The following is a 23,428-nucleotide window of genomic DNA, read 5'->3' as shown; positions in this document are numbered from 1 at the left end:
ACGTTAGCGCCGACGGCGCGGTCGCGTGCTGTACATACTAGTTGTTACAATTGTTCCCATGAGCTCACGGAACCAACTCACGGACGCAATGGCGGAGCTGCTGTGGGAACGCGGATACGCCGCGACGAGTCCGCGCGAGGTGATGGCACGCGCCGGCGTCGGCCAAGGGAGCATGTATCACCATTTCAGTGGCAAACACGACCTGGCCGTGGAGGTGATGTCCGCTGTCATTGGCGACATGACGGGCAAGTCGTCGCTGCTGGCCGGCGAAGGATCGCCCCTGCAGCGCATCAAGAACCATCTGACCGAGCCACGTCCGGGAACTCGCGGGTGCCGCGTGGGCCGAATGACCCAGGACCCTCAAGTCGTCGCCGATGCCGAGCTGCTCGGCATCGTGTCCAAAGCCTTCGACACGATGCTGGGCCGCTGGGAGGCCACGATCGCCGAGGCAGTCGGGGCTGGCGAGCTCCCCGCGAGCACCGTCCCGTCCGAGCTCGCCCGAACATTGGCGGCCGTCATCCAGGGCGGCTACGTACTTGCCCGCGCGAAAGGCGATCAGGGCCCGATGGACGCCGCGATTCGCGGAGCAGTCGGTCTGCTCGACGCCGCACACGCCGCCGTCGACGCCGACCACACCACCCAGAGAAGGAGACAATGATGACTGTTCGGATCGGCGTCAACGGATTCGGCCGCATCGGCCGCAGCTACCTTCGCGCTGCCCTGCGTAGCGATACGGACGTCGAGGTCGTGGCGATCAACGACGTAGCGCCGCGCTTCTCGAATGGGATTCGCTGTCGGGACATCTCGACGGGGTGCGCGCCCACGAGGATGCTCTTGTCGTCGACGACAAGAGCATTCGCGTCACCTCGGAACGTGAACCGGCCGACATCGACTGGGGCGACGTGGGGGTCGATGTCGTCATCGAGTCCACCGGACTCTTCACGGATTCCGTCAGCGCCCGCAAACATCTCGAGGCAGGAGCACGAAAGGTCGTCATCTCGGCACCCGCCGACGACAGCGTTCCCGCGGTCGTATTGGGGGTCAACGACGACGAACTCGATGTGACGGGTGATGTGTTCTCGAACGGTTCGTGCACCACCAACTGTCTCGCCCCGATGGCGAAGGTGCTGCACGAGGCGTTCGGCGTCGAGTCCGGGCTCATGACCACGATCCACGCCTATACCAGCGACCAGCGCCTCCACGACGCCCCGCACAGCGACCTCCGCCGCGCCCGCGCAGCCGCCCTGTCCACAATTCCGACGTCGTCCGGCGCCGCCCGCACGATCGGCCGAATCATCCCCGACCTCGACGGCAAGCTCACCGGTCTCGCCCTGCGCGTACCCGTTCCGGTCGGCTCGCTCACCGACCTCACGGCAACCCTGACACGCCCGGCGAGTGCCGAAGAGGTCAACGCGGCTTTCGGCGCAGCTGCATCGACGCCCGGACTGGCGCGGTACCTGGCTTACTCGGAGGCGCCCATCGTCTCCGCCGACATCGCGGGAAATCCTCACTCGGCGATCTTCGACGCGCCTCTCACGCAGGCCATCGGCGGCCAGGTGAAGATCTTCGCCTGGTACGACAACGAATGGGGCTTCTCGAATCGTCTCGTGGAAATCTCACATCGCGTCGGCACGTAATCTTGCGCCGTCAGCGCCGTCTCATTGCGCGACCAACGAGGCCGAGCACCCCGTCGCGCATTGGCGTCGAACGATCGGCGAGAGCCACGGACCCCACCGCCGCCGAGGCCCGAACCATCCGCAAGGAACGCCGTCTCCGCGTCTTCTCGTAGCGCGCGAAGGCATCGTTCACCGGGTACTCGACGAGCAGTTCGGCCAGAGTCACGGCGTCGATCAGTGCCTCGCCTGCGCCGCGTCCGAGGTGCGGTGTCATCGTATGGGCGGCATCTCCGACCAGCGCGACTCGTCGGGACGTGAACCGCGACAGCGGAGGTGACTGAAAGAGGTCGTGATGAAGAAGCGTATCGCGACCCACTCCGTCCAGCACGGCCCGCACATCGCTGTGCCAGTCCGCAAAGTGCGTGAAGAAGTCCTCGACCGTGGCGATCCCAGGCTCGGCGCGAACAGCACCGAAGAAGTTGAGTCTGCCATCCCACCGCGGGGTGATCCCGAAAAGAGCTCCACGGCCCCAAGTCTCACCGTAGAGGGTGTCGGCCTCAGCGGTAGGTGTTGGAAATGCATCGACCGTGCCGCGCCACACCGTGATACCGACCGGTCGTGGTGCGGCGTCCGGCCCGAACAGATGCTCCCTGGTCGGACTGAATGTGCCGTCCGCACCGATCATCACGTGGTCGATCCCGACCTCACTCGGCGATCTTCCCGGCCGCCCGTAGTTGACGGTGCCTGCGGGCAACTCTGCGGCCAGGACCTTCTGAAGATCGGGGCGCGTCACGAGAAGCACAGGGTGCGGCAGGTCTGCGGCGATCAGCACCCGCCCGTCGCCTGCACGCAACGTGCCGCGGCGCTGCTCGACTGCGACAGCGCGAACACGCTCGAGCACCCCACATCGACGGAGCGCATCCTGCGCCGAACCTGCGAGGCCGAATACGGTTCCCGTGGCCGGCGGCGAGTCCGCACGTTCGTCGACGGTCACCGCGATTCCGGCCCGCGACAAGATCACAGCCGCAGCCAGCCCCGCGACGCCGGCGCCCGCGATCCGCACCTCACCCGAAGTAGCCCTGATCCTTGCCATAACCCGAGCGTACTACAAATGTAGTTCTTCTACTACATTTGTAGTTTCCTTGAGATCGTAGATAGTGTCGCGATATGTCACGACGCACGGACCTGCTCGACAGCGCGATCGACATGATCGGCGCGGAAGGAATGCGTGCACTCACCCATAGGCGCGTAGACGAACAGGCTGGGGTGCCTCTCGGCTCGGCCTCCAACCACTTCCGAACACGTCGCGCACTGTTGGAGGGTGTCCTCGACCGGCTCCTCGAAGTCGATCGACACGTCATCGCGCGCATTACCGTCACCGCACTCCCCAACTCGGTAGGCACACTCGCCGACGCGCTCACGGCCTACCTGGCCCACGCCAGCGGTCCCGAGGCGACCCGTTCCCGGGCCCGGTTCGCGGTGTTCGCGGAGTCCGCAGGCGACTCGGCACTCACCGCGGCGATCGAAGTTCGACGAACGGACCTCATCGGGGTCATCGCCCGGTCATTGACGTCGATGGGTGACGACGTGAATCCGAACGCGGCGGCCAGAGCGCTGGCCGATCATCTCGACGGCGCTCTTCTGCACACCATCACGGGCCAATTCCTCGACATCGCCGTATTCCGTGCCGCCATCGAGCAGCACATCCGAGCCTGGGTAACCCCTGTGATGGGGTGAGGAGTCGAGACTCCGTGCTGACGGTGTAGAGAGTCCTCGGCCGCGGACTCCGTGCCGCCATCCGAAGCATAGGGTCCCGGCCCTGTGCGTGCCTCGATTGCGACACGGCGACTGTCTCCCGTAAGTGCGCAGCTAACCGGCGCTCCTGTTGGTCCACCGAATACGCTGGGGCCATGCCCGATCCTCATGACGGCGGTCCGGCCGCCAGGCCAATCGTTGTCACCGGCGCGCATACGAACAATCTCAAGGATGTGGACCTCACGCTCCCGAAAAGGTTGCTCGCGGTCTTCACCGGCGTGTCTGGATCCGGGAAGTCCTCGCTTGTGCTCGACACGATCGCCGCCGAGTCTCAGCGGCTTGTGAACGACTCGTACTCGACTTTCATTCGCGCACGTCTGCCACAGATGCCTGCTCCGAAGGTTCAAGCAATGGACGGGCTGACGTTCGCGGTACTTATCGATCAACGCCGTTTTACCGGCAACTCACGCTCTACGGTCGCCACGGCAACCGACCTCGCACCACTCCTGCGGCTGGTGTTCTCCCGAATCGGGGCGCCCTCAGCAGGATATTCACCCGCATACTCCTTCAACGACCCGTCGGGGATGTGCCCTACCTGCGAGGGCCTGGGAACCGTCTACGACATCGATGTGGACGAGCTGATCGATCTCGAGAAGAACATCGACGAGGGGCCGGTGCGCTTCAGCATGTTCCGTCCCGGTGTGTACCGGTGGAAGCGTTTCGCCTATTGCGGACTTTTCGACCGGTCGAAGCCGCTCAAGGACTACACGCCCGAGGAGATGGACCTCTTCCTATACGCCGACAAGGTCAAGCTGGAGGACCCCGATCCGCGATTCCCGAAGAGCGCCCGTTTCGATGGCGTGATCACGCGTATGCGCGACGTCTATTTCCGGCAAGGTCGCTCGAAGATGTCTGCGTCGGTCCGCGCCGAACTGGAGCAGATAGTCACGACGCACCTGTGCCCCGATTGCAATGGGGCACGACTGAACGCGGCGGCTCGCGCGAGCCTCATCGACGGCAGATCGATCGTGGACTGGATGCGGATACCGGTCGCCCAATTGCACCGTCTTCTCGAGGACTTCACCGACCCCCGGGTCGCTCCGGCCCTGGACGGCATACGTCACACGCTCGACGCTCTGCTCTCCGTGGGGCTCGGCTATCTCACTCTCGATCGGGAGTCCTCCACGCTCTCAGGCGGCGAAGCGCAGCGGGTGAAAATTGTCCGCCACCTCGGCAGCGCACTGACTGACGTCACCTACGTCTTCGACGAGCCGAGCACGGGATTGCACCCGGCCGACATCCAGCGACTGATCGCCCTGCTGACGAGACTGCGCGATCGCGGCAACACGATCCTCGTCGTCGAGCATCACCCGCAGGTGATCGCCGTCGCCGACCATGTCGTAGACCTCGGGCCAGGGGCCGGGTCGGACGGTGGTCGGATCCAGTTCGAGGGCACCTCAGCCGAGCTCCGGAAGAGTGACACGATCACGGGCCGGCTGCTCGCGGAACCGCTCGAAATACGGACGTCGCCGCGCGCTCCGCAGGGTACGGTCCGCGTGAAGGACGCCCGCTCGCACAACCTGACGGGGTTCGATGCCGACATCCCGCTCGGCGTGCTCACGGCAGTGACCGGCGTAGCCGGCTCTGGGAAAAGCTCGTTCGCTACGCTCGAGCTGCCCCGGCAGCATCCCGATTTCACCGTCGTCGGACAAGAGCCGCTGCGCGGCGGGGTGCGATCGATGTCACTGTCCGTGCTCGGAGTTGCGGAAGCGGTACGGGACGCGTTCAGCGGGGCATCTGGACTCGATCCGTCGTGGTTCAGTTTCAACGGCAAGGGCGCCTGCCCCACCTGTAAGGGCAAGGGCCACATCACCACCGAGCTCGCCTTCCTCGACGACGTCGCCACTCCGTGCGACGAGTGCGGGGGCCTGCGCTTCAACGACACCGCCCTGGCGGCGCAGCTCGACGGGATGTCGATCGCCGACGTCCTTGCGGCGACCCCTGATCGCGTCGCCGCGCTCTTCGCCGAGGACGCCAGTATATCCTCCGCCATGTCGTGGGTTCAGCGCACGGGACTCGGATACATGGCCGTCGGCCGCTCTCTGGACACCCTCTCCGGCGGCGAAAAGCAGCGGCTGCTGCTCGCGCGTCATCTCAGCGATCCGCGCCGCGATCGATCGGATCGCATCGTGCTCGACGAGCCGACTACTGGACTGCACCCCAGCGATGTCAACACGATCAACGTGCTGTTCGACGACCTCGTTGACGAAGGGGCGACCTTGGTGATCGTCGAACACAACATGCGCGTCGTGGCACGCGCCGATCATGTCATCGACATCGGTCCGGGGGCTGGCTCCGAGGGTGGCCGGCTCGTGGTTGAAGGCTCCCCCGCCGACGTGATCGCAAATGACGAATCGCTCACCGGCATCGCTCTCGCGGCTGCGATCCGTCCGAGAGACTGACCGCGGCCCCGCTAAATCCCGGCGACCACTCGTCGCGAAACATGGCGCCGAAAAGACCCGAATCTCTATCGACGTTTCCGTTTGATAGAGATTCGGGTCTTGTGCGTGCCGTGGAGCTAAGGGGACTCGAACCCCTGACCCCCACACTGCCAGTGTGGTGCGCTACCAGCTGCGCCATAGCCCCGTGTTCAGTTATATTGTCGCACCCAGAATCACTTCTGTGTGCTCGAAGAAAGCTACACCATCGCCGTCCCGGCCTACAAATCGCCAGGTGCCGTCCGGGAAGGCGAGAGCCCCCACCCTCCCGGACGCTGATCAGGGCTGCAGGTTCGCAATCCAGTCGGTGTCACCGAACGGATCGATCACGGTGCCGTTGTGCACCACGGACGGGGTGGAGTTTCCGCCGGCAGCAGAGAGCGCCTGGCTGGACGCGGCAGCGTGTGCGCCGGCCTGCTCGACGCCGCTGCCCGAGGTGATGCAATCGGCGGCCTCGTCCGAAGCGCCGGCATCACGTGCGAGCTGCGCCAGATCGTCGTTGGACAGGTCCGAGCTACCACCTTCACCGGGCTGATTGGATTCGTCGAACAGCGCGGTGTGGAAGGCCGAGTAGGCGATCGCATCACCGGAATCGGCCACGCATTGCGTCGCCGCGATCGCACGAGTCGAGTAGTCCTTGCTGGGCGATGCCTCGTTGAGGAAGTTCATCATGTGAAAGCGGACCGCGATCTGGCCGTCGTCGACAGCCTGCGCGACCTGCTGGCCGTACCGCTCCTCGAACAGGCGGCACGCCGGACACATCGGGTCCTCGAACAAGTCGATCGTGGTCGCTGCGTCCGGTAGTCCCAGCAGGACGATGCCGTCTTCCTGCGTCTGCACCTGAACCTCGGAGTTCTGCACACCGCCGTACCCGTCGTTGAGCGGTTTGCTGCGCTGGTTCTGCCAGATCACACCCCCGATCACGAGAACCGCGATGACGACAATCGCGAGTCCGCCGAGGATGTACGTCGACTTACTGGACTCCGGTTGCGGGTTGTACTTGTTCTTCGAGCTCACGTTATGCAGTCCTTAGATTTCGGATGAAACGGGCGGGCGGCAATCTACTCTGCCACCGCAGGCTGAGGGCGCACTGAGAATCGTCCCTTCGATCGTGGACCGAGGGAGAACGGCGATCGTGGGAACACGATCAGCCAGGCCGCCAGTGCCAGGAAACCGACGTCGCGGAGAATTTCGAGCGCGTAGTCCCACGCGCCCACATCCGCGGCGCCTCCCCCACCGAAACACCCGCAGTCGATCGACAGTCCGCGCGCCCACACGGAGATGATCACGCCGATCAGTACGAGCAGTACACCGGCCGACACCACCGCGGTGGCACGCACGGCCAGGCCGATCAGTAGGAGCAGTCCGAGCGCTATCTCGACGAACGGCAGGGTGTTGGCGACCGGACGGACGAGGTCGTGTGGGAGCAACCGATACGCCTCCACCGCCACTGTGGTCTGAGCCGGGTCCGCGGCCTTGATCCAACCCGAAACGAGCCACACCGCAGCCAGTCCGAGCCGCGCGACGAGGGTGATGATCTGTTTCCACACAGGAACGAGAGTACCGATTCGCGGTCAGCGCACCTCGGTCGTGGCCTCCGGTGCTGCGCGGTTCGGCACGAGCAACCATCCGATGGTGGCGGCGAGCATGACGCAGCCGGTCACCGCGAAGGCAACCCCATACGAGAAGTATTGAGCCAACAGTCCGGCGCCGACCGGTCCGAGAACGCCGCCGATATCGGCGACCATCTGGAAAGTCGCGAGAACGGGCCCACCCCGTGACTTCGCCCCGACGACATCGGCGACAGCGGCTTGCTGCGAGGGGTTCATGATCCCCGACCCCAAGCCCGCGACCGCAGACAGCAAGAGGAACACCCAGAGATTGCCCGTCAAACCCATCGCGATGGTCGATGTTCCACACACCACGAGACCGATGAGGACGAACATCTTCCGTCCGTAGGTGTCGGACAACCTGCCCGCCACCATCAGCACCAATGCGTTCCCGACCGCGAACACGGTCAACGCGACACCCGCCACCGCTGGTTCCCGATGCAGCGACTCGACGACGAACAAAGGAACCATCGCCACCCGAACCCCGAAGATCACTCCACCGAACGCCAGATTGGATCCGAGGACCGCCCGATACACGGGATTGCGCAGCGCCTCCCGCAACGTCATGGTGGCACTGTTCTCGGTGACCTCCGGCGACGCGAGATGCGAATCGCGCAGGCTCACGAACACCACCGCCGCCGCGATCACCAGGGCAATCGCGTAGATGACGAAGGGCACCCGCAGACCGAATCCGACGAGCAGACCACCCACGAGCGGACCACTGATCGAGCCCATCAAGAAACTGGTCGCGTACACACCCGACACTCGACCGCGACGATCCGGCGGGGCCATTCTGATGACGAGACCCATCGCGGAGACCGTGAACATCGTCGATCCGATACCGCCGAGTCCGCGGAACAGCAACAGCTGCCAGTAGTCCATCGCAATCGCGCATGCGCCCGTCGAGGCCGCGACGATCAAGAGGCCGGTGATGTAGACGGGCCGCTCTCCCAATCGCTGGACCAACCGACCACTGACGGGCGCGAAGGCCAGCCGCATGAACGCGAATGAGGAGATCACCACGGTGGCAGCCGTGACGCTGACGTCGAAACTGCGGGCGAACTGCGGTAGTGCGGGCGCGACGAGACCGAAGCCGAGGGCGATGACGAAGCTGGCCGAGACCAGTATCCAGATCTCTTTGGGCAGCTTGTCGGTTCGCGTAGTCATGATCGTGACCGATGCTAGCCCGCTACTTCAGAACCCCTGACACCAACGCCTGAGCTGCCTCCTGAACCCGCGCGAGGTGGTCGGCACCGACGAATGATTCGGCATAGATCTTGTAGACGTCCTCGGTCCCGGACGGCCTGGCTGCGAACCACGCATTCTCGGTCGTCACCTTCAGACCACCGAGGGCCGCTCCGTTTCCGGGGGCCTCCGTGAGGACTGCCGTGATCGGTTCGCCCGCGAGGTCGGTCGCGGTCACCTGATCGGCGTTCAGTTTCGCGAGGACGGCCTTCTGTTCCCGTGACGCAGGCGCGTCGATGCGGGCGTAGGCGGGGTCCCCGAACTTCTCGGTCAGCCTCCGGTACCGCACCGACGGCGTCTTGCCCGTCACCGCGGTGATCTCGGCGGCGAGCAACGCCAGGATGATGCCATCCTTGTCGGTGGTCCACACTCCCCCGTCGTGCCGGAGGAACGACGCGCCGGCGCTCTCCTCGCCACCGAATCCCACCGAGCCGTCGAGCAGTCCCGGCACGAACCACTTGAACCCGACCGGCACCTCGACGAGCGTGCGGCCGAGGCCGGCGACGACGCGGTCGATCATGGACGAACTCACCAGTGTCTTGCCGACGTCGGCCCGCGAACCCCAACCCTCACGGTGCGAGAACAGGTAGTCGATGGCCACGGCCAGATAGTGGTTCGGGTTCATCAATCCGCCATCGGAAGTGACGATCCCATGTCGATCGGCATCGGCGTCGTTGCCTGTTGCGATGTCGAAACGATCTCGCATGTCGATGAGCGACGCCATCGCGTGCGGCGACGAACAGTCCATCCGAATCTTGCCGTCGGTGTCGAGCGTCATGAAGCGCCAAGCCGCGTCGACGGTCGGGTTCACCACCTGGAGGTCGAGGTGATGGGTCTCGGCGATCGCACCCCAGTAGTCGACACTGGCGCCCCCCAGTGGGTCGGCACCGATTCGGATACCTTCGCCGCGAATAGCATCGAGGTTCAGGACACTCGGTAGATCGTCCACGTAGAAGCGCAGGTAGTCGTAGCGCTCGGCGTGCTGCAACGCGCGTTCGATCGGGATGCGCCGCACGCCCGACAATTCGGAGCGCAACAGTTCGTTTGCGCGTTTCGCGATGATCGAGGTCGCATCGGAGTCGGCCGGACCGCCGTGCGGTGGGTTGTACTTGAATCCCCCGTCGCGTGGCGGATTGTGCGAGGGCGTCACCACGATTCCGTCTGCTAGAGACGACGGTGCGCTGCCGTTGTACCTGAGGATGGCGTGGCTGACCGCGGGAGTCGGCGTGTACCGATCACGCGAATCGATCAGCACGTCCACGCCGTTGCCTGCGAGAACCTCGAGGGCCGAAACCCACGCCGGTTCCGACAACGCGTGGGTGTCACGTCCCATGAACAACGGTCCGTCGATCCCCTGCGAGCTGCGGTACTCCACGATCGCCTGGGTGGTCGCCACGATGTGTGCCTCGTTGAAAGCACTGTCGAGACTCGAACCGCGATGGCCCGACGTTCCGAACGTCACCTGCTGCAACGGATTCTCCGGGTCCGGAACTCGGCTGTAGTACGCCGTGACAAGGTGGGCGATGTCCACCAGATCCTCCGGAAGGGCCAACTGCCCGGCCCGCTCGTGCGCCACGAAACCTCCCTGATCGTTCGACTGTCAACCATCCTGCACCCTCGCGCCGCGGGGTTCACGCCGTGAGTGAAAATCCTGCCCACGCAAGACTCAGGCCTACGATCAGGCTTGCCGCGACATACAGCACACCCACGTACGGCCGGTGGAGCCGTTCGGCCGCAACGGACTCCACGGCAAATGTGGAGTAGGTGGTGAGACCGCCGCAGAAACCCGTACCCAACAATGCGAACAGCGAAGGCGGCAGAGCGACACCCGAGATCAGGCCGAGAACGAAGCAACCCACGATGTTGACCAGAAAAGTCGGGATCGGGAAGCTGCCGTAGGACGCGACATAACGTCCCGTCAGATAGCGGAGGCCGGCGCCGACACCGCCGCCAAGTGCGACGAACACGACATTCACGCGACACCTCTCTTACGTCGAAGGAGGTGGCCGATCTCCATGCCCGCGCGCGCCGCCAGCAGCGCCGGAATCAGGGTCGCGGCAACGTATGCGGTCGCAACGAGTGCGCTCTGATCCACCGCATCGACGGCGAAGGTGGAGAACGTGGTGAAGCCGCCGAGTACCCCGGTACCGAGGAACAGCCGCCAAAGGCGCTCCGGCCCCAGCATCGCGGCGATGATGCCGAGCAGCAGCGAACCGACCACGTTGACAACGGCAATCGTCCAGATACCCGGGACCAGCTCGGAAAGCCCGTACCGTGCGCATGCACCGAGGGCGCCGCCGGCAACCACCACGCGGAGGGCCCTCGCTTCGATCACCGGATCACCTTACGTCGCCCGGCGTGCCTCCCCCTGCACACGATCCCGTGTGCCGGCGCGATCGCCGAGAATCAGGAGCACGCCGATGACGATGACGACCCATCCTGGCGAGGCGGGAAGCGCCGTCGTGAGAATCACGCTCCAGACAACCAATATCCAACCCAGCCAGGCCGGGACGCGGTGACTCTGACGAGCGCTCCACAGTATGAAACTCCCGAGCGCGAACATCGGGATTCCGAAGCTGCCGATGGTCATCCAGAACGCTTCGGAACGTAGGGCTTCGGCCAGAGTCGTGGAGTCGTCGAGCGTGAAGGTGTTCCACCAGCCTTCTTCCGCGGCGTCCGACAGAGCCGATCCATGTCCCAGTGGCGCAACCACGGTGTGGACGGCTCCGAAAGCGATCGCAAGCCAGCCCCCTACCTCGGTCACGCGGCTGGTCGACATCTTTCCGTTCGACATACCGACCTCCTTTTATACGGGTGCGTATAAATTGATGGTAACAGGTGATATACGAAGGCGTATAACAGATTCGTCCAGGGCAAAAGAAGAGGCCCCTCACCTGACATCCAGGTGAGGGGCCTCTTCTTTGTGGAGCTGCCGGGAATTGAACCCGGGTCCTCCGCAGCAAAGCCAGGGCTTCTCCGTGTGCAGTTTGCTATGTCTCTACTTGGATCTCCCGGTCTCACAAACCAGCCAGGATGACGATCCCAGTCGCTGTTTGATGTCCCATCCGACTCCGCGACCGAGTCGGTAGGTAAAGCCCTCTAGCTGATGCCAGTACCCGGGCCGAGGGCGAACCCGGACTGACAGACACGCAGTCGCTACTTAGGCAGCGAGTGCGTAGTCGCGCTGATTGGAATCGGCGCTTAATTGGTTGCAGCGACGCTTAACGGTGGTCTCTTGCCTGCACCGACACGCTTCCCCTGACTCAACGTACGCAGTCGAAACCGTTCAGCCCCGTACGTCCCCACGAATCTCGCGGGGCCACCAAGTGTAACGCGTGGGGCGCGCCGTTTCATCCGAGTATTGCTCCCACGCCTCAGCGAGCCCGCCGGGCGGCGACGGCAGCCTCCACGTCGGCTTCGATCAGGTCCATGTTGATCGCCACGGCCGCCTGATATCCGGCCGATGCGGAGATGACGACCTGCGCTTTCGGGTCCACGACATTGCCGGCCGCCCACACGCCGGGAACGCTCGTGGCTCCGGTCGCATCGACTGCGGCGAACGGCCCGAACGGAGTGTCGTTCGTCTCGGCACCGAGGTCTCGCAGAGTCTGATCGCGCGGCACCGGTGTGATGGCGCCGCCGACGAACACCGCTCGCCGCGGGGTGACCGTGCCGTCGGCCAGCCGAACCCCGGTCAGTTCGTCGTTCTCGACCTCGAGTCCCGTGACCTTCCCGGAGACGATACGAATATCGCGGGCGTCGAGCTTCTCTCGGTCCCCGGGCTCGATGGCGTCGTCCGTGTGCGTGAACAGCACCACGTCGTCCGTCCATTGCCGGACCATCAGCGCCTGGTGAACGCCGAAGAACGCGGTTTCGGCGATGACTCCGAGTGGTTGGTCACGCACTTCGTAGCCGTGGCAGTAAGGGCAGTGCAGAACGTCCTTTGCCCACCGATCGGCGAAACCCTCGATGTCCGGAAAGGTGTCGCTGATGCCGGTCGCGACGAGCAGTCGACGAGCAACCAGGGACTCTCCGTCTGCGAGTGCGAGCTCGAATCCCCCTGCGATTGCCGACGCCTTCGTGACGGAGCCCTCGGTGAACGTGACCCCGAAACGCTCGGCTTCCTCTCGTCCCATCGCCAGCAGATCGGTGGGTACGGTCCCGTCCCGAGTCAGGAATCCGCGCAGGTGGGTGGCCAACTCGTTACGAGGTTGCCCGGCGTCGATCACCGTCACCGATCGCCTGGCCTGCGCCAGAACGAGTGCCGCGTTGAGCCCGGCAGGTCCGCCGCCCACGATTGCCACGTCCAAGGTCTTGTTGTTCGTCATGATTCCACTGTCCGCGAGTGTGGCGGTACTGGCAAGTTTGTTTGCAGTTTCGGCAAATCAGAGTCCACACTGGAGTCATGGACGACGTCGTGGCAGGAATCGGGCCGAGGCTCAAAGCCTTGCGGATCGAACGGGATCTGACGCTGTCGGTGCTCGCCGAGGCGACGGGGATCTCGGTCAGCACACTCTCGCGCCTCGAATCGGGGCAGCGACGGGCCAGTCTGGAACTGTTGCTACCCATCGCCTCCACCTACCGCATTCCGCTCGACGATCTCGTGCGCGAACCGGTCCGCGATCCACGGATCAAGCAGGTTCGTAATACGAACGGGCGAATGACGTCGATCCCGCTGACCCGGCAACCGGGCAATCTCCAGGCGTACAAGATCATCATCGAACCGGACCCCGACCAGGTGCAGCAACAACGCACCCACGAAGGCTACGAATGGTTCTACGTGTTGGCCGGTCGAGTACGACTCCTCCTCGGCGAACAGGACGTGATGTTGACGGCCGGCGAAGCAGTCGAGTTCAACACCCGGATTCCGCACTGGTTCGGGGCGGCGGGAAAAGAACCCGCTGAGCTGTTGAGCCTGTTCGGCCGCCAAGGCGAGCGCATGCACCTGCGCACGTAGACGGATCGGTCAACTGGCGACAGCGATCATTCCCACCGCAGCCATCGCGAGCAGCATGCCGGCCTGCTGCACCCGGGTGACCCGCTCCCCCAGCATCACCATCGCGAGCAGCACTGTCGCAGCCGGGTACAGCGAGCCGATCACGCTGACCAACGACAACAGGCCACCGTGGAATGCGTACAGCATTGCGACGTTGGCGATCACGTCCAGCACGCTGATGTACACGGCCAATCGCAGCGGTTCGCCGTGTGACGGCGAGAAGTCCCGTGCCACGAGCGCCGCGACCCACACCGCAGCCGTTGCAGACGCACGTGAGAGCACGAGGGGCCACAAGCCACCTTCGCCGTCGATGCGGTGCAGACAGGCGAAGGCCAGAGCGAACGCGATCCCCGAGCCCACGGTCAGCAACGCCACCGACTTCGTGAATCGCATCTTCCGACCACCGAAGACTTCACCCACCGTCTCGTCCGGGGATTCGCGGCTCACGAGGACGACCGCCACGAGCGCGACCATCACCCCCGCGAACGCGATAACACCAGGACGCTCACCGAGACCCAGGCCGATCAGGACCGGAACGCCGGCAACCAACACGGCAGTCAGCGGAGACACCACCGACATCGGCCCGGCCGCCAGCGCGAGGTAGAAACCCCACACGGCCAGACCGTTGGCAACTCCGGACAGTGCGCCCCACACCATGGATGCGGTCGTGAGTTCGCCTGCAACGAATGGGGCGATCGCCAGGACGATCACGAACGAAATGGGGTACGACACCAACACCACACGCAGGGCGGCGACCCGACGCGAGGCAACCCCGCCGACGAAATCGCTCACGCCGTAGCCGATCGCGGCCACGAAGGCGAGCAGGACCGATGTCAGCGCATGCCCTTGATTCGGCGGCCGAGTTCGCGGGTCACCTCACGTTCGGCGGTTCGGCGGGCCAGGTCCTGACGCTTGTCGTAGTCCTGCTTGCCCTTCGCAAGTGCGAGTTCGACTTTCACCTTGCCGTCCGAGAAATACATGGACAGCGGCACGAGCGTCTGGTTTCCTTCGCGGGTCTTACCCACGAGGTGCTCGATCTCACGCTTGTGCAGCAGCAGCTTTCGGGTGCGGCGAGGCGAATGGTTGGTCCACGTGCCCTGGGTGTACTCGGGGATGTGGAGACCGCGAAGCCACACCTCCCCGTCGTCGACGGTGGCGAATGCGTCGACGAGCGACGCTTTGCCCTCGCGCAGGCTCTTCACCTCGGTGCCGACGAGTGCGATACCCGCCTCGTAGACATCGATGATGGAGTAGTTGTGGCGCGCCTTTTTGTTGCTCGCGATGACCTTGCGGCCCTTTTCCTTCACTGTCCGGGCCTTTCAGTCCGCGTTTCGATCATTGATCTTGCTCCAACGAGCATACGAGCGTCGGCAACCGGATTATTCGCGTACGTACAGACGCAAGGTGGTGTACGCGGTGGCAGCGGCCATTCCTACGCCCACCAGGATCAGCCACGGAGAGACGAAGAGAACGTCACTGTTGGAGATCCGGGCCACGATGTTCGCTTCGTACACATCCGACAGAACATCGTCGATGAACATGTTCTTCGCGGTGAACAGGCCGACGATGGCGAGAACCGCACCGACAAGGGCCGCGGCCACCGCCTCGAGCAGGAACGGAAGTTGGGTGTACCAACGGGTCGCACCCACGAGTCGCATGATGCCGACCTCGGTACGACGAGTGAATGCGGCGATCTGCACCATGTTCGCGATCAACAACACGGCGGCAACGGCCTGGACGATCGCGATCGCGAACGCGGCGTTGCGCACACCGCCCAGGACACTGAAGAGCCGCTCCACCAGTTCGCGCTGGTTGAGCACGCTCTCGACACCGGGCCGGGCGCCGAACTCCTCGTTGATGACACCGAACCGCTCGGGATCGCTCAGTTTCACCTTGAACGACGCCGGGAAGCTGTCGGGGCTCACGAGGGCGGCCAGTTCCGGCTGATCCTTGAAGACGCGCTCGGTGGCGTCCTTCACCGCATCGTCGCGGTTGAGGTACTGCACGGACACCACCGAGGGGGTGTCGTCCAAATCGGAACGAATCGCCTTGCAGATCTCCCCCTCACATCCGGGATCGGACGTGGAGATGTCGTCGGTGAGGAAGATCTGCACCTCGACGCGATCGAGGAAGATCTGCTGGGTCTTCCCGGCCATCTGCACGACCAGCAGGCCGCTGCCGAACAAGCCGAGCGAGATCGCCGTAGTCAGAACCATTGCGATCGTCATCGTGACGTTGCGGCGGAGGCCGGTCAGAACCTCGCTGAAGATGAAACTGGCGCGCATCGGAAAATGGAGTCCTTCGTGGGAGGGCGTGAACGGTGACTGTGTGCTCGTCGACTATCTGCCGACGCCGTACACACCCCGCGCTTCGTCACGGACCACTCGGCCGAGGTCGAGTTCGACCACGCGGCGTCGCATCGAGTCGACGATGTGGTGATCGTGGGTGGCCATTACGACGGTGGTTCCGGTGCGGTTGATTCGCTCGAGCAGCAACATGATGTCCTGACTCGTCTCCGGGTCGAGGTTGCCGGTGGGCTCGTCGCACAGCAACACCAACGGCCGGTTCACGAACGCTCGGGCAATGGCGACTCGTTGCTGCTCACCACCCGACAATTCGTTGGGCAGACGGTCCGCTTTGCCGGACAGCCCCACCATCTCGAGAACCTCCGGAACGGTGCGCGTGATCATCGATCGGGGCTTACCGATCACCTCGAGGGCGAAGGCGACGTTCTCGGACACCGTCTTCTTCTGCAGCAGCCTGAAGTCCTGGAAGACACAGCCCATGCTCTGACGCAGCTTCGGCACCCGCCTGGCAGACAGCTTGTTCACATGGAACTTCGAGATGTGGATGTCGCCGGCGGTGGGCGACTCCTCCTTGAGAAGAAGGCGCATGAACGTCGACTTACCCGAACCCGACGGCCCGATGAGGAAGACGAACTCGCCCTTGTCCACATCGACGCTCACCTTGTCCAAAGCAGGCCTGGTTGAGGTCTTGTACGACTTCGACACATTCTCGACGCTGATCACGGAGAGCCAGTCTAGCCCGATGCGAGGGAGTGCCCTTCTGTGACAACTCCCGAGCTCGATTCGCTATGGCGCTGGAACAGCCGGGACCATGGTGGTCGGCTCGTCCTCGGGCGCGGGCGTGTCCCGGTTCAACCCCGGAATCTCGAACAGAGGCAGCCCGGGAGCCGTCGTGGTCGACTCGGATGTGGTCTGTTCGGTGGTCGTCGACTCGGTCGTGGTGGATTCGGTGGTCGTCGTGGGTTCGGTGGTGGTCTCGCTGGTGACGGAAGTCGTCGTCTGCGGCGCAGGTGTCTCGACAGGCGCTTCGGACGTGGCGGCGGGAGGGTTGGTCACCACACTCGGTTCCGGTTCCTCCGGGTTGAGATACGCGTTGAGGGAGTAGAGCACAAGCCACAGGATCACCAGAAACAGAGTCGAGGTGCGTACTCGCCCACCGAAGAGATGGCTGGGTAGCACGTTCGGAGCCAGGAAGCGGTCGAGTCCGGTTCGGTCGTTGCTGCTCACTGCCGATCCTCCTTCGCCGACTCGGCGGAGTCGGGTACAGCGGCGAGATCGGAAGTGACGGCCATCCCCTGCTGCTGCATCGTCGACGCCACGCGCACCCGAAGCGCACGGCGGACCTGGAACTGCTTGCCCGGAAGAGTTCGGGCGACCATCCGCACCACTACCTCGTCGACGCCGAGATTCTCGACGCCCATCACCGACGGTTCGTCGAGCAGGAGTGTCTTCAGGTGCGGGTCCTCCATCGCCTCGACCCCGACTCGGTGCAGCAGATCGTTGACCCGGTTGATGTCGGCTGCGGCGGGAACCGGCACGTCGATCACGGCTCGTGCCCAGTCTTTCGACAGGTTCGTGGCCTTGACGATCTGACCGTTCGGGACGGTGATCACTTCGCCGTCGGAGTTGCGCAGGCGGGTCACCCGGAGGGTGACGTCTTCGATCACGCCTTCCGCATCCTCGGAGGAGCCGGTGACGGCGAGATTGACGGTGTCACCGAACCCGTACTGCCGCTCGGTGATGATGAAGAACCCCGCGAGAATGTCCTGCACCACACGCTGCGCGCCGAAGCCCAGGGCTGCACCGATGACGGTTGCCGGGGCCACGAGACTCGCGATCGGCAACCCCATCCGACCGAGAACCCTCGTGGTCGCAATGACGTAGACCATCGTGATGATCACCCAGGTGATCATCTGCGCCACCGAGTGCCGGTGCTTACTGACCTCGGAACGGACAAGTGCGTCGCCCTGGGTGTAACTGCTGTCGATCCGGTCGGTGATCTTGGCTCCGCCCCAGCTCACGAAGCGCGCCACCAGCATCGCGCCGAGCACGGTGAGGGCCACCGGCAGTGCGACAGTGGACAGCCAGCCCAGGAAGTTCTGCGCCGGCACGAACGCCGCCGCGACGGCGGCGTTCGAGGCAGCCGACATCACGACCTACTCCTGGTTCTCACGCATACGCCAGCGGATACCGGACTCGAGAAAACCGTCGATATCACCATCGAGGACCGTCGAGGGATTGTTGACCTCGAACTCGGTCCGCAAGTCCTTGACCATCTGGTACGGATGTAGAACGTACGAGCGCATCTGGTTGCCCCAGGAGTTGCCACCGTCGCCCTTGAGTGCGTCCATCTCGGCGCGTTCTTCCTGACGCTTGCGCTCGAGCAGTTTCGCCTGCAGCACCCGCATCGCGGACACCTTGTTCTGCAGCTGCGACTTCTCGTTCTGACAGGTCACGACGATGCCGGTGGGGACGTGCGTCAATCGAACCGCGGAGTCCGTCGTGTTGACCGACTGGCCACCCGGGCCCGACGAACGGTAGACGTCGACTCGCACGTCGTTCTCGTTGATGTCGATGTGGTCTGTGGTCTCGACGACCGGAAGCACCTCGACCTCGGCGAACGACGTCTGACGTCGTCCCTGGTTGTCGAAGGGGCTGATGCGAACCAGGCGGTGCGTCCCCATTTCCACGGACAGCGTTCCGTAGGAGTAAGGAGCCTTGATCGCGAAGGTTGCACTCTTGATGCCCGCCTCTTCTGCGTACGAGGTGTCGTAGACCTCGACTCCGTAGTCGTGCTTCTCCGCCCAGCGGATGTACATGCGCATGAGCATCTCGGCCCAGTCTGCGGCGTCGACACCGCCTGCACCCGAACGGATGTTGACCAGTGCGTCACGCTCGTCGTACTCACCCGACAGCATGGTCTTCACTTCCATCGCCGCGATGTCGGTGCGCAGGCTGGCGCGCTCCTCGTCCGCTTCGGCGATCGCGTCCGCGCCTTCGTCTTCTTCGGCGAGTTCGTAGAGCAGCGGAAGGTCGTCGAGGCGTTGGCGGAGGCCCTCCACTCGGCGCAGTTCCGTCTGCGCATGAGACAGGGTGCTCGTCACCTTCTGGGCGTGCTCCTGGTCGTTCCACAGGTCGGGATCGGCCGCCTGGTGCTCCAGTTCGTCGATACGCCGACGCAGTTCCTCCACGTCCAGCACCGATTCGACGGTACGGAGGGTGGTGTCGAGTTCGTTCAGGTCTGCGGATACGTCAGGTTGCACGGTTCTCAAGGTTACCGGGTGCTTCGATGGCGCCACGGGCCGACCGAACGAGGTGCTCGCCTAGTAAACTTCGGCCTCGTGACCGATCTTGCGGACGACCTTCGCCTCGCCCTCCGAATCGCCGACGAGGCGGACGCACTCACCGAGGCCCGTTTCGGCGCTCTCGATCTGAAGGTCGACTCCAAACCCGATCTCACTCCCGTCTCCGACGCCGACCTTGCCGTCGAGCGCGCGGTGCGCGCGACCCTCGAACGCGAACGGCCCCGCGATGCGGTCCTCGGCGAGGAATTCGGTGGGCACCCGACGTTCGTGGGACGCCAGTGGGTCGTCGATCCGATCGACGGCACCAAGAACTTCGTGCGCGGCGTTCCGGTGTGGGCCACGCTCGTCGCACTCCTCGAACACGGCGTACCGGTGGTGGGAGTTGTCAGCGCCCCGGCACTGTCGCGTCGCTGGTGGGCTTCGGAGGGTGCGGGAGCCTGGGCAAGTTTCGATGGGGGTGAGCCACGCAAACTGGCCGTGTCCGCCGTCGGTGACCTCGCCTCCTCGAGCCTGAGCTTTTCCAGCCTGTCGGGGTGGAAGGACCGCGGCATCCGCGATCGCTTCCTCGGCCTGACGGACAACGTGTGGCGTGTCCGCGGATACGGCGACTTCTACTCCTACTGCCTGCTTGCGGAAGGCAGCGTCGATATCGCCGCCGAACCCGAGGTGTCGCTGTGGGACCTCGCGGCGCTCGACATTCTCGTTCGCGAGGCGGGTGGCGCCTTCGGCAACCTCGAGGGCAAGCCCGGGCCGCACGGCGGAAGCGCAGTCGCGACCAACGGTCTGCTGCACGGGGCAACACTCGCGGCACTCGGCTCATAGTCCAGCGTCACCCCTGCTAGGCCGCTTGATTCGCGTCGAGGCGATGCATGCGAATCGCCGAGATCAGGAAAAAGACGCCACCCAGGGTCGCGTATCCGGCAATGTTCGTGAGCAACACCTGTGACCCGACCGACTGCAGAACGAAGCTCGTACCAGCGATTGCGGAGATTGCGCCGCTGAGGATCATCGCCCACTGCCCACCGAACCGGTAACGCCGGATTGCGACGATCAATTGCACGAGGCCTGCAGCGATGGCCCAGACACCCCATACCCGCAGCACGCCAGGAATGCCCGAGGTGACTGCCGCGGCCAGACCGACCGCGGCCCCCAGACTCAGTGCCATATTGACGTACAGCGCTGCTCGCGCTCGTGCAGCGCCGGAGGTACGGAAGTCGATCACTGCCGCGACGACGTCGAACAGAGGGTAGATCACCAGTAGGGCAATGACGGGTGCGGTGAGCGTCGCAGCCGTGAGGGCGAGAAGGCCCGCCCAGACGACGGCGAACCCGAATCGGGCGTAGTACAAGTGTCGCAACCCCCTGACGTGGCCTGCATTCCTGGCCGGAACGGGGTTGCGGGTGTCGATGGCACTGGACATCGGATTACTCCTTCGAAATGAATGTAGATAGAACGATCGGTACTCCTCGTAGTATGTAGAACTTGAGGGGGTGATGTCAAGACCGATCGTTCTATCTGCTACCGTCCGGAGATCAAGGACAAGCAAGCGAGCGAAAGCAGGGGTTCGATGTCGGAAGCACGAGCGCGACTCCTGGGAACGGCTACCGAGCTCTTCTACACCGAGGGACTCCATTCCGTGGGCATCGATCGCATCATTGCCACCGCGGGGGTGACACGGGCGACGCTGTACCGGCACTTTCCGAGCAAGGACGCCCTCGCCGTCGCCTACCTGACGCAAGCAGACGATGCTCTCCGCGCGCGTGCGGATTCAGCACGAACTCAGGAAGCAACCCCCCAAGACACCCTTCGAGCCATCGCCCGGTTCATCGCCGAGGATGTCCAGAGCCCCGGCTTCCGTGGTTGCGCCTTCCTCAATGCCACTGCCGAGTACCCGGACCCCGCACACCCGGTCCACCAAGCGGTCCTCTCACACAGACAGTGGTTCCTGGAAACGGTCACCCAACTCGTATCCGCCACCGGAGAAAGCGACCCGAACACCGCCTCCCGGCACTTCGTCATGCTGCGAGACGGAGCCATGGCCGCCGGCTGCCTTACCGACCCCCGCCCCGTTGCGGAGACCTTCCTGCTCGGCATCGAAGGCATTCTCGAGCATCTTGACCACAATCGCTAGCCGGTCGTGGCAGCGGGCCTCTACCAGATCACGGCCGCAAGAAGAGCGAGCGCCGGCAGAATTCCCTGTATGAACGCCGGCCGCAGGTAGGCCTTCCCCGTCGTAGCGAGGACCAGGGCCGCGCCGACGATCGCAAGGCAGCAGAACACGACCACGCCGTGCCCTGCCGAGCCGCCGAGGATGAGACCACCGAACAACCCAAGCGCCAGAAACAGGTTGTAGAAGCCCTGATTGAAAGCGAGGGGCCGAGCGACCTCCGCGTCGGCTTGCGACTTCACACCGAATTGCTGCCACACGTCCGGGCGCGTCCACAACACGCTCTCCAACACGAATATGCCTACGTGAAGCAAGGCGGTGAAAGTTGCCAGGACCAGGGATATCAGTGGCATGGAGAGAAATCTGCCACAGCCGGCAACACATTTCGGCGGAACGGCAGGACTCGGAACTTACTCCAAAGTAGACACCGACCTTACTCCGGAGTAAGGTTATGGAGTGTCCACGCCCGTACACCGAGAAACTGCTGGTGATCATGAGCAAGCAAGACACTGTTGCCCCCACTGACGGCGCCAAGCGGGAACCCCGCGACACGTCCGCTGTCGGACTGAATCCGGTCAAGCGCGACGCCATGGGTGCCGCAATGCGAGTCTTGACCAAGATCACCGGATCCGACCTGGCCGAGAAGTACAACCTTCGGCAGACGATCGACCGCGTGACCTACGAAGGCACCAAGACCGGATTCAAGACTCTCGGTGCGGCCACCCGCACCTTCAAGCAGGTGTCCGGAGGTGGCGCTCCCAAGCGACTCCCCGACTCCGAGACCAAGAACGCCGACTACTTCGACCTCACGCCCAACGACGAGCAGAAGATGATCGTCGAAACGGTGCGCGAGTTCGCCGAAGAGATCCTGCGCCCCGCCGGCCACGACGCGGACGCCGCAGCAGAGTCCCCGGCCGACCTGGTCGAGCGTGCCGCCGAACTCGGCATCACGCTCATCAACGTTCCGGAGGAGCTCGACGGCGCAGCCAGCGAGCGCGGCGCGGTCACCAACTCTCTCGTTGCCGAGGCCCTCGCGCACGGCGACATGGGCCTTGCCCTCCCGATCCTCGCCCCCAGCGGTGTCGCTGTCGCGCTCACCCAGTTCGGTAGCGATGCACAGCAGAAGACCTACCTCCCCGCTTTCACCGGCGAGAAGGTTCCCAACGCGGCCGTCGTCGTCAACGAGCCGCGGGCACTGTTCGACCCGTTCGCTCTGCAGACCAAGGCCGTCCGCTCCCCCAGCGGTTACAAGCTCAACGGTGTGAAGAGCCTCGTGCCCGCCGCCGCGTCGTCCGAGCTGTTCATCGTCGCCGCCGAGCTCGACGGAAAGCCGACGTTCTTCATCGTCGAGTCCGACACCAAGGGCCTTGTCGTCGAAGCAGACCCGAGCATGGGCCTGCGCGCAGCCGGCCTGGGTCGCCTCATCCTCGACGACGTCGCCGTTCCCGAGTCCGCAATCCTGGGTGACGGTGATGCCGACCAGCGCAAGCTCGAGTACGCCGAGGCCATCCGTCTCGCACGCCTGGGCTGGGCTTCGCTCGCAGTCGGTACCGGCCAGGCCGTCCTCGACTACGTGATTCCTTACGTCAACGAGCGCGAAGCCTTCGGCGAGCCGATCAGCCACCGTCAGGCAGTCGCCTTCATGGTGTCCAACATCGCGATCGAACTCGACAGCATTCGCCTCGTCACCCTTCGTGGTGCTTCCCGCGCCGAGCAGGGCCTCTCGTTCGCCCGCGAGTCCGCGCTCGCCCGCAAGCTCGCATCCGACAAGGGCATGCAGATCGGCCTCGACGGCGTTCAGCTTCTCGGTGGACACGGATACACCAAGGAGCACCCGGTCGAGCGTTGGTACCGCGACCTTCGTGCAGTCGGCGTTGCCGAGGGCATCGTCCTCATCTGAGCGGCCTGAGCTAACAAAAGGACACTTCAC

At 64.3% G+C, this 23,428-nt stretch carries 25 protein-coding genes, 1 tRNA gene, 1 other RNA gene and 1 pseudogene; 8 read left to right on the top strand and 20 right to left on the bottom strand.

Annotated features, from left to right (window positions below):
• The first annotated feature begins 58 nt into the window (after nucleotides 1-58).
• Nucleotides 59-658 carry a TetR/AcrR family transcriptional regulator gene (locus tag ACFWO3_RS02945; protein WP_378573491.1) on the top strand — a complete coding sequence of 200 codons (600 nt, stop codon included), beginning with the start codon at nucleotides 59-61 and terminating at the stop codon, nucleotides 656-658.
• Nucleotides 658-1,637 (top strand): annotated as a pseudogene (gap, locus tag ACFWO3_RS02940) (type I glyceraldehyde-3-phosphate dehydrogenase). The gene ACFWO3_RS02945 and the pseudogene gap overlap by 1 nt, the downstream one beginning before the upstream one ends.
• A 10-nt stretch (nucleotides 1,638-1,647) precedes the next feature.
• On the opposite strand, the gene ACFWO3_RS02935 reads toward gap, so the two are convergent.
• The gene (locus ACFWO3_RS02935; RefSeq protein WP_378573489.1) at nucleotides 1,648-2,709 is read right to left on the bottom strand and encodes an FAD-dependent monooxygenase; all 1,062 of its coding nucleotides are present in this window, start codon (nucleotides 2,707-2,709) and stop codon (nucleotides 1,648-1,650) included.
• 74 nt (nucleotides 2,710-2,783) lie between these two features.
• Between ACFWO3_RS02935 and ACFWO3_RS02930 the strand changes: the two genes are divergently transcribed.
• Together ACFWO3_RS02930 and ACFWO3_RS02925 are read left to right on the top strand one after the other, a co-directional pair.
• Nucleotides 2,784-3,353 carry a TetR/AcrR family transcriptional regulator gene (locus ACFWO3_RS02930; protein WP_378573487.1) on the top strand — a complete coding sequence of 190 codons (570 nt, stop codon included), beginning with the start codon at nucleotides 2,784-2,786 and terminating at the stop codon, nucleotides 3,351-3,353.
• Nucleotides 3,354-3,526: 173 nt separating this feature from the next.
• Nucleotides 3,527-5,833: an excinuclease ABC subunit UvrA gene (locus ACFWO3_RS02925; RefSeq protein ID WP_378573485.1), complete on the top strand. Its 2,307-nt coding sequence runs from the start codon at nucleotides 3,527-3,529 to the stop codon at nucleotides 5,831-5,833.
• 111 nt (nucleotides 5,834-5,944) lie between these two features.
• Here the strand turns inward: ACFWO3_RS02925 and ACFWO3_RS02920 are convergent.
• From ACFWO3_RS02920 to ACFWO3_RS02875, 10 genes are all read right to left on the bottom strand, one after another.
• Nucleotides 5,945-6,017, bottom strand: a tRNA-Ala gene (locus ACFWO3_RS02920).
• Nucleotides 6,018-6,148: 131 nt separating this feature from the next.
• On the bottom strand, nucleotides 6,149-6,886 hold the full coding sequence (locus ACFWO3_RS02915; RefSeq protein WP_378573483.1) for a DsbA family protein: 738 nt from the start codon (nucleotides 6,884-6,886) through the stop codon (nucleotides 6,149-6,151).
• A 44-nt stretch (nucleotides 6,887-6,930) separates the two neighbouring features.
• Nucleotides 6,931-7,419 (bottom strand): MauE/DoxX family redox-associated membrane protein, encoded by a 489-nt coding sequence (locus tag ACFWO3_RS02910; protein ID WP_378573480.1) that lies wholly within the window; start codon nucleotides 7,417-7,419, stop codon nucleotides 6,931-6,933.
• A 24-nt stretch (nucleotides 7,420-7,443) separates the two neighbouring features.
• On the bottom strand, nucleotides 7,444-8,646 hold the full coding sequence (locus tag ACFWO3_RS02905) for an MFS transporter (protein WP_378573478.1): 1,203 nt from the start codon (nucleotides 8,644-8,646) through the stop codon (nucleotides 7,444-7,446).
• A 22-nt stretch (nucleotides 8,647-8,668) separates the two neighbouring features.
• Nucleotides 8,669-10,300: a phosphoglucomutase (alpha-D-glucose-1,6-bisphosphate-dependent) gene (gene pgm, locus ACFWO3_RS02900; protein WP_378573476.1), complete on the bottom strand. Its 1,632-nt coding sequence runs from the start codon at nucleotides 10,298-10,300 to the stop codon at nucleotides 8,669-8,671.
• A gap of 55 nt (nucleotides 10,301-10,355) precedes the next feature.
• Complete coding sequence (crcB, locus tag ACFWO3_RS02895) at nucleotides 10,356-10,700, bottom strand: fluoride efflux transporter CrcB (protein ID WP_378573473.1); 345 nt, start codon at nucleotides 10,698-10,700, stop codon at nucleotides 10,356-10,358.
• Nucleotides 10,697-11,059 carry a fluoride efflux transporter FluC gene (locus ACFWO3_RS02890; protein WP_378573471.1) on the bottom strand — a complete coding sequence of 121 codons (363 nt, stop codon included), beginning with the start codon at nucleotides 11,057-11,059 and terminating at the stop codon, nucleotides 10,697-10,699. The genes crcB and ACFWO3_RS02890 overlap by 4 nt, the downstream gene beginning before the upstream one ends.
• A 9-nt stretch (nucleotides 11,060-11,068) precedes the next feature.
• Complete coding sequence (locus ACFWO3_RS02885; RefSeq protein WP_378573469.1) at nucleotides 11,069-11,518, bottom strand: DUF6463 family protein; 450 nt, start codon at nucleotides 11,516-11,518, stop codon at nucleotides 11,069-11,071.
• Between the two features lie 127 nt (nucleotides 11,519-11,645).
• Nucleotides 11,646-12,018, bottom strand: a transfer-messenger RNA (tmRNA) gene (gene ssrA / locus ACFWO3_RS02880).
• A gap of 80 nt (nucleotides 12,019-12,098) precedes the next feature.
• The gene (locus ACFWO3_RS02875; RefSeq protein ID WP_378573467.1) at nucleotides 12,099-13,052 is read right to left on the bottom strand and encodes an NAD(P)/FAD-dependent oxidoreductase; all 954 of its coding nucleotides are present in this window, start codon (nucleotides 13,050-13,052) and stop codon (nucleotides 12,099-12,101) included.
• Nucleotides 13,053-13,129: 77 nt separating this feature from the next.
• On the opposite strand from ACFWO3_RS02875, the gene ACFWO3_RS02870 reads away from it, so the two are divergent.
• Nucleotides 13,130-13,681, top strand: coding sequence for a helix-turn-helix domain-containing protein (locus ACFWO3_RS02870; RefSeq protein WP_378573465.1), 552 nt, complete (start codon nucleotides 13,130-13,132; stop codon nucleotides 13,679-13,681).
• 9 nt (nucleotides 13,682-13,690) lie between these two features.
• Here ACFWO3_RS02870 and ACFWO3_RS02865 read toward each other — a convergent pair whose 3' ends face one another.
• The 7 genes from ACFWO3_RS02865 to prfB all read right to left on the bottom strand — a co-directional run bounded on the left by ACFWO3_RS02865 (nucleotide 13,691) and on the right by prfB (nucleotide 19,289).
• Nucleotides 13,691-14,545 carry an EamA family transporter gene (locus tag ACFWO3_RS02865; RefSeq protein ID WP_378574008.1) on the bottom strand — a complete coding sequence of 285 codons (855 nt, stop codon included), beginning with the start codon at nucleotides 14,543-14,545 and terminating at the stop codon, nucleotides 13,691-13,693.
• 8 nt (nucleotides 14,546-14,553) lie between these two features.
• Nucleotides 14,554-15,027, bottom strand: a complete 474-nt coding sequence (gene smpB / locus ACFWO3_RS02860) for an SsrA-binding protein SmpB (RefSeq protein ID WP_378573463.1) — start codon at nucleotides 15,025-15,027, stop codon at nucleotides 14,554-14,556.
• Between the two features lie 72 nt (nucleotides 15,028-15,099).
• The gene (gene ftsX / locus ACFWO3_RS02855) at nucleotides 15,100-16,005 is read right to left on the bottom strand and encodes a permease-like cell division protein FtsX (protein ID WP_378573462.1); all 906 of its coding nucleotides are present in this window, start codon (nucleotides 16,003-16,005) and stop codon (nucleotides 15,100-15,102) included.
• 54 nt (nucleotides 16,006-16,059) lie between these two features.
• On the bottom strand, nucleotides 16,060-16,749 hold the full coding sequence (gene ftsE / locus ACFWO3_RS02850) for a cell division ATP-binding protein FtsE (protein ID WP_378573460.1): 690 nt from the start codon (nucleotides 16,747-16,749) through the stop codon (nucleotides 16,060-16,062).
• 63 nt (nucleotides 16,750-16,812) lie between these two features.
• Complete coding sequence (locus ACFWO3_RS02845) at nucleotides 16,813-17,253, bottom strand: hypothetical protein (RefSeq protein WP_378573458.1); 441 nt, start codon at nucleotides 17,251-17,253, stop codon at nucleotides 16,813-16,815.
• Complete coding sequence (locus ACFWO3_RS02840; RefSeq protein ID WP_378573456.1) at nucleotides 17,250-18,176, bottom strand: mechanosensitive ion channel family protein; 927 nt, start codon at nucleotides 18,174-18,176, stop codon at nucleotides 17,250-17,252. Before ACFWO3_RS02840 ends, ACFWO3_RS02845 begins: the two co-directional genes overlap by 4 nt.
• A 6-nt stretch (nucleotides 18,177-18,182) precedes the next feature.
• The gene (gene prfB, locus ACFWO3_RS02835) at nucleotides 18,183-19,289 is read right to left on the bottom strand and encodes a peptide chain release factor 2 (protein ID WP_378573454.1); all 1,107 of its coding nucleotides are present in this window, start codon (nucleotides 19,287-19,289) and stop codon (nucleotides 18,183-18,185) included.
• 78 nt (nucleotides 19,290-19,367) lie between these two features.
• On the opposite strand from prfB, the gene hisN reads away from it, so the two are divergent.
• Nucleotides 19,368-20,153: a histidinol-phosphatase gene (gene hisN / locus ACFWO3_RS02830; protein ID WP_378573452.1), complete on the top strand. Its 786-nt coding sequence runs from the start codon at nucleotides 19,368-19,370 to the stop codon at nucleotides 20,151-20,153.
• Nucleotides 20,154-20,169: 16 nt separating this feature from the next.
• Here hisN and ACFWO3_RS02825 read toward each other — a convergent pair whose 3' ends face one another.
• Nucleotides 20,170-20,751 carry a hypothetical protein gene (locus tag ACFWO3_RS02825; protein ID WP_378573450.1) on the bottom strand — a complete coding sequence of 194 codons (582 nt, stop codon included), beginning with the start codon at nucleotides 20,749-20,751 and terminating at the stop codon, nucleotides 20,170-20,172.
• A gap of 147 nt (nucleotides 20,752-20,898) precedes the next feature.
• On the opposite strand from ACFWO3_RS02825, the gene ACFWO3_RS02820 reads away from it, so the two are divergent.
• Nucleotides 20,899-21,462, top strand: a complete 564-nt coding sequence (locus ACFWO3_RS02820; RefSeq protein ID WP_378573448.1) for a TetR/AcrR family transcriptional regulator — start codon at nucleotides 20,899-20,901, stop codon at nucleotides 21,460-21,462.
• A gap of 20 nt (nucleotides 21,463-21,482) precedes the next feature.
• Here ACFWO3_RS02820 and ACFWO3_RS02815 read toward each other — a convergent pair whose 3' ends face one another.
• Nucleotides 21,483-21,851: a DUF1304 domain-containing protein gene (locus ACFWO3_RS02815; RefSeq protein ID WP_378573446.1), complete on the bottom strand. Its 369-nt coding sequence runs from the start codon at nucleotides 21,849-21,851 to the stop codon at nucleotides 21,483-21,485.
• 134 nt (nucleotides 21,852-21,985) lie between these two features.
• Between ACFWO3_RS02815 and ACFWO3_RS02810 the strand changes: the two genes are divergently transcribed.
• Complete coding sequence (locus ACFWO3_RS02810) at nucleotides 21,986-23,398, top strand: acyl-CoA dehydrogenase family protein (protein ID WP_378574006.1); 1,413 nt, start codon at nucleotides 21,986-21,988, stop codon at nucleotides 23,396-23,398.
• Nucleotides 23,399-23,428 lie beyond the last annotated feature (30 nt).

Origin of the sequence: Rhodococcus sp. NPDC058521 (genome assembly GCF_042719695.1) — a bacterium.
Lineage (GTDB): Bacteria > Actinomycetota > Actinomycetes > Mycobacteriales > Mycobacteriaceae > Rhodococcus_F.
The sequence above is the reverse complement of the archived record's forward strand: the minus strand, read 5'-3'. Positions and strand labels throughout refer to the sequence as shown.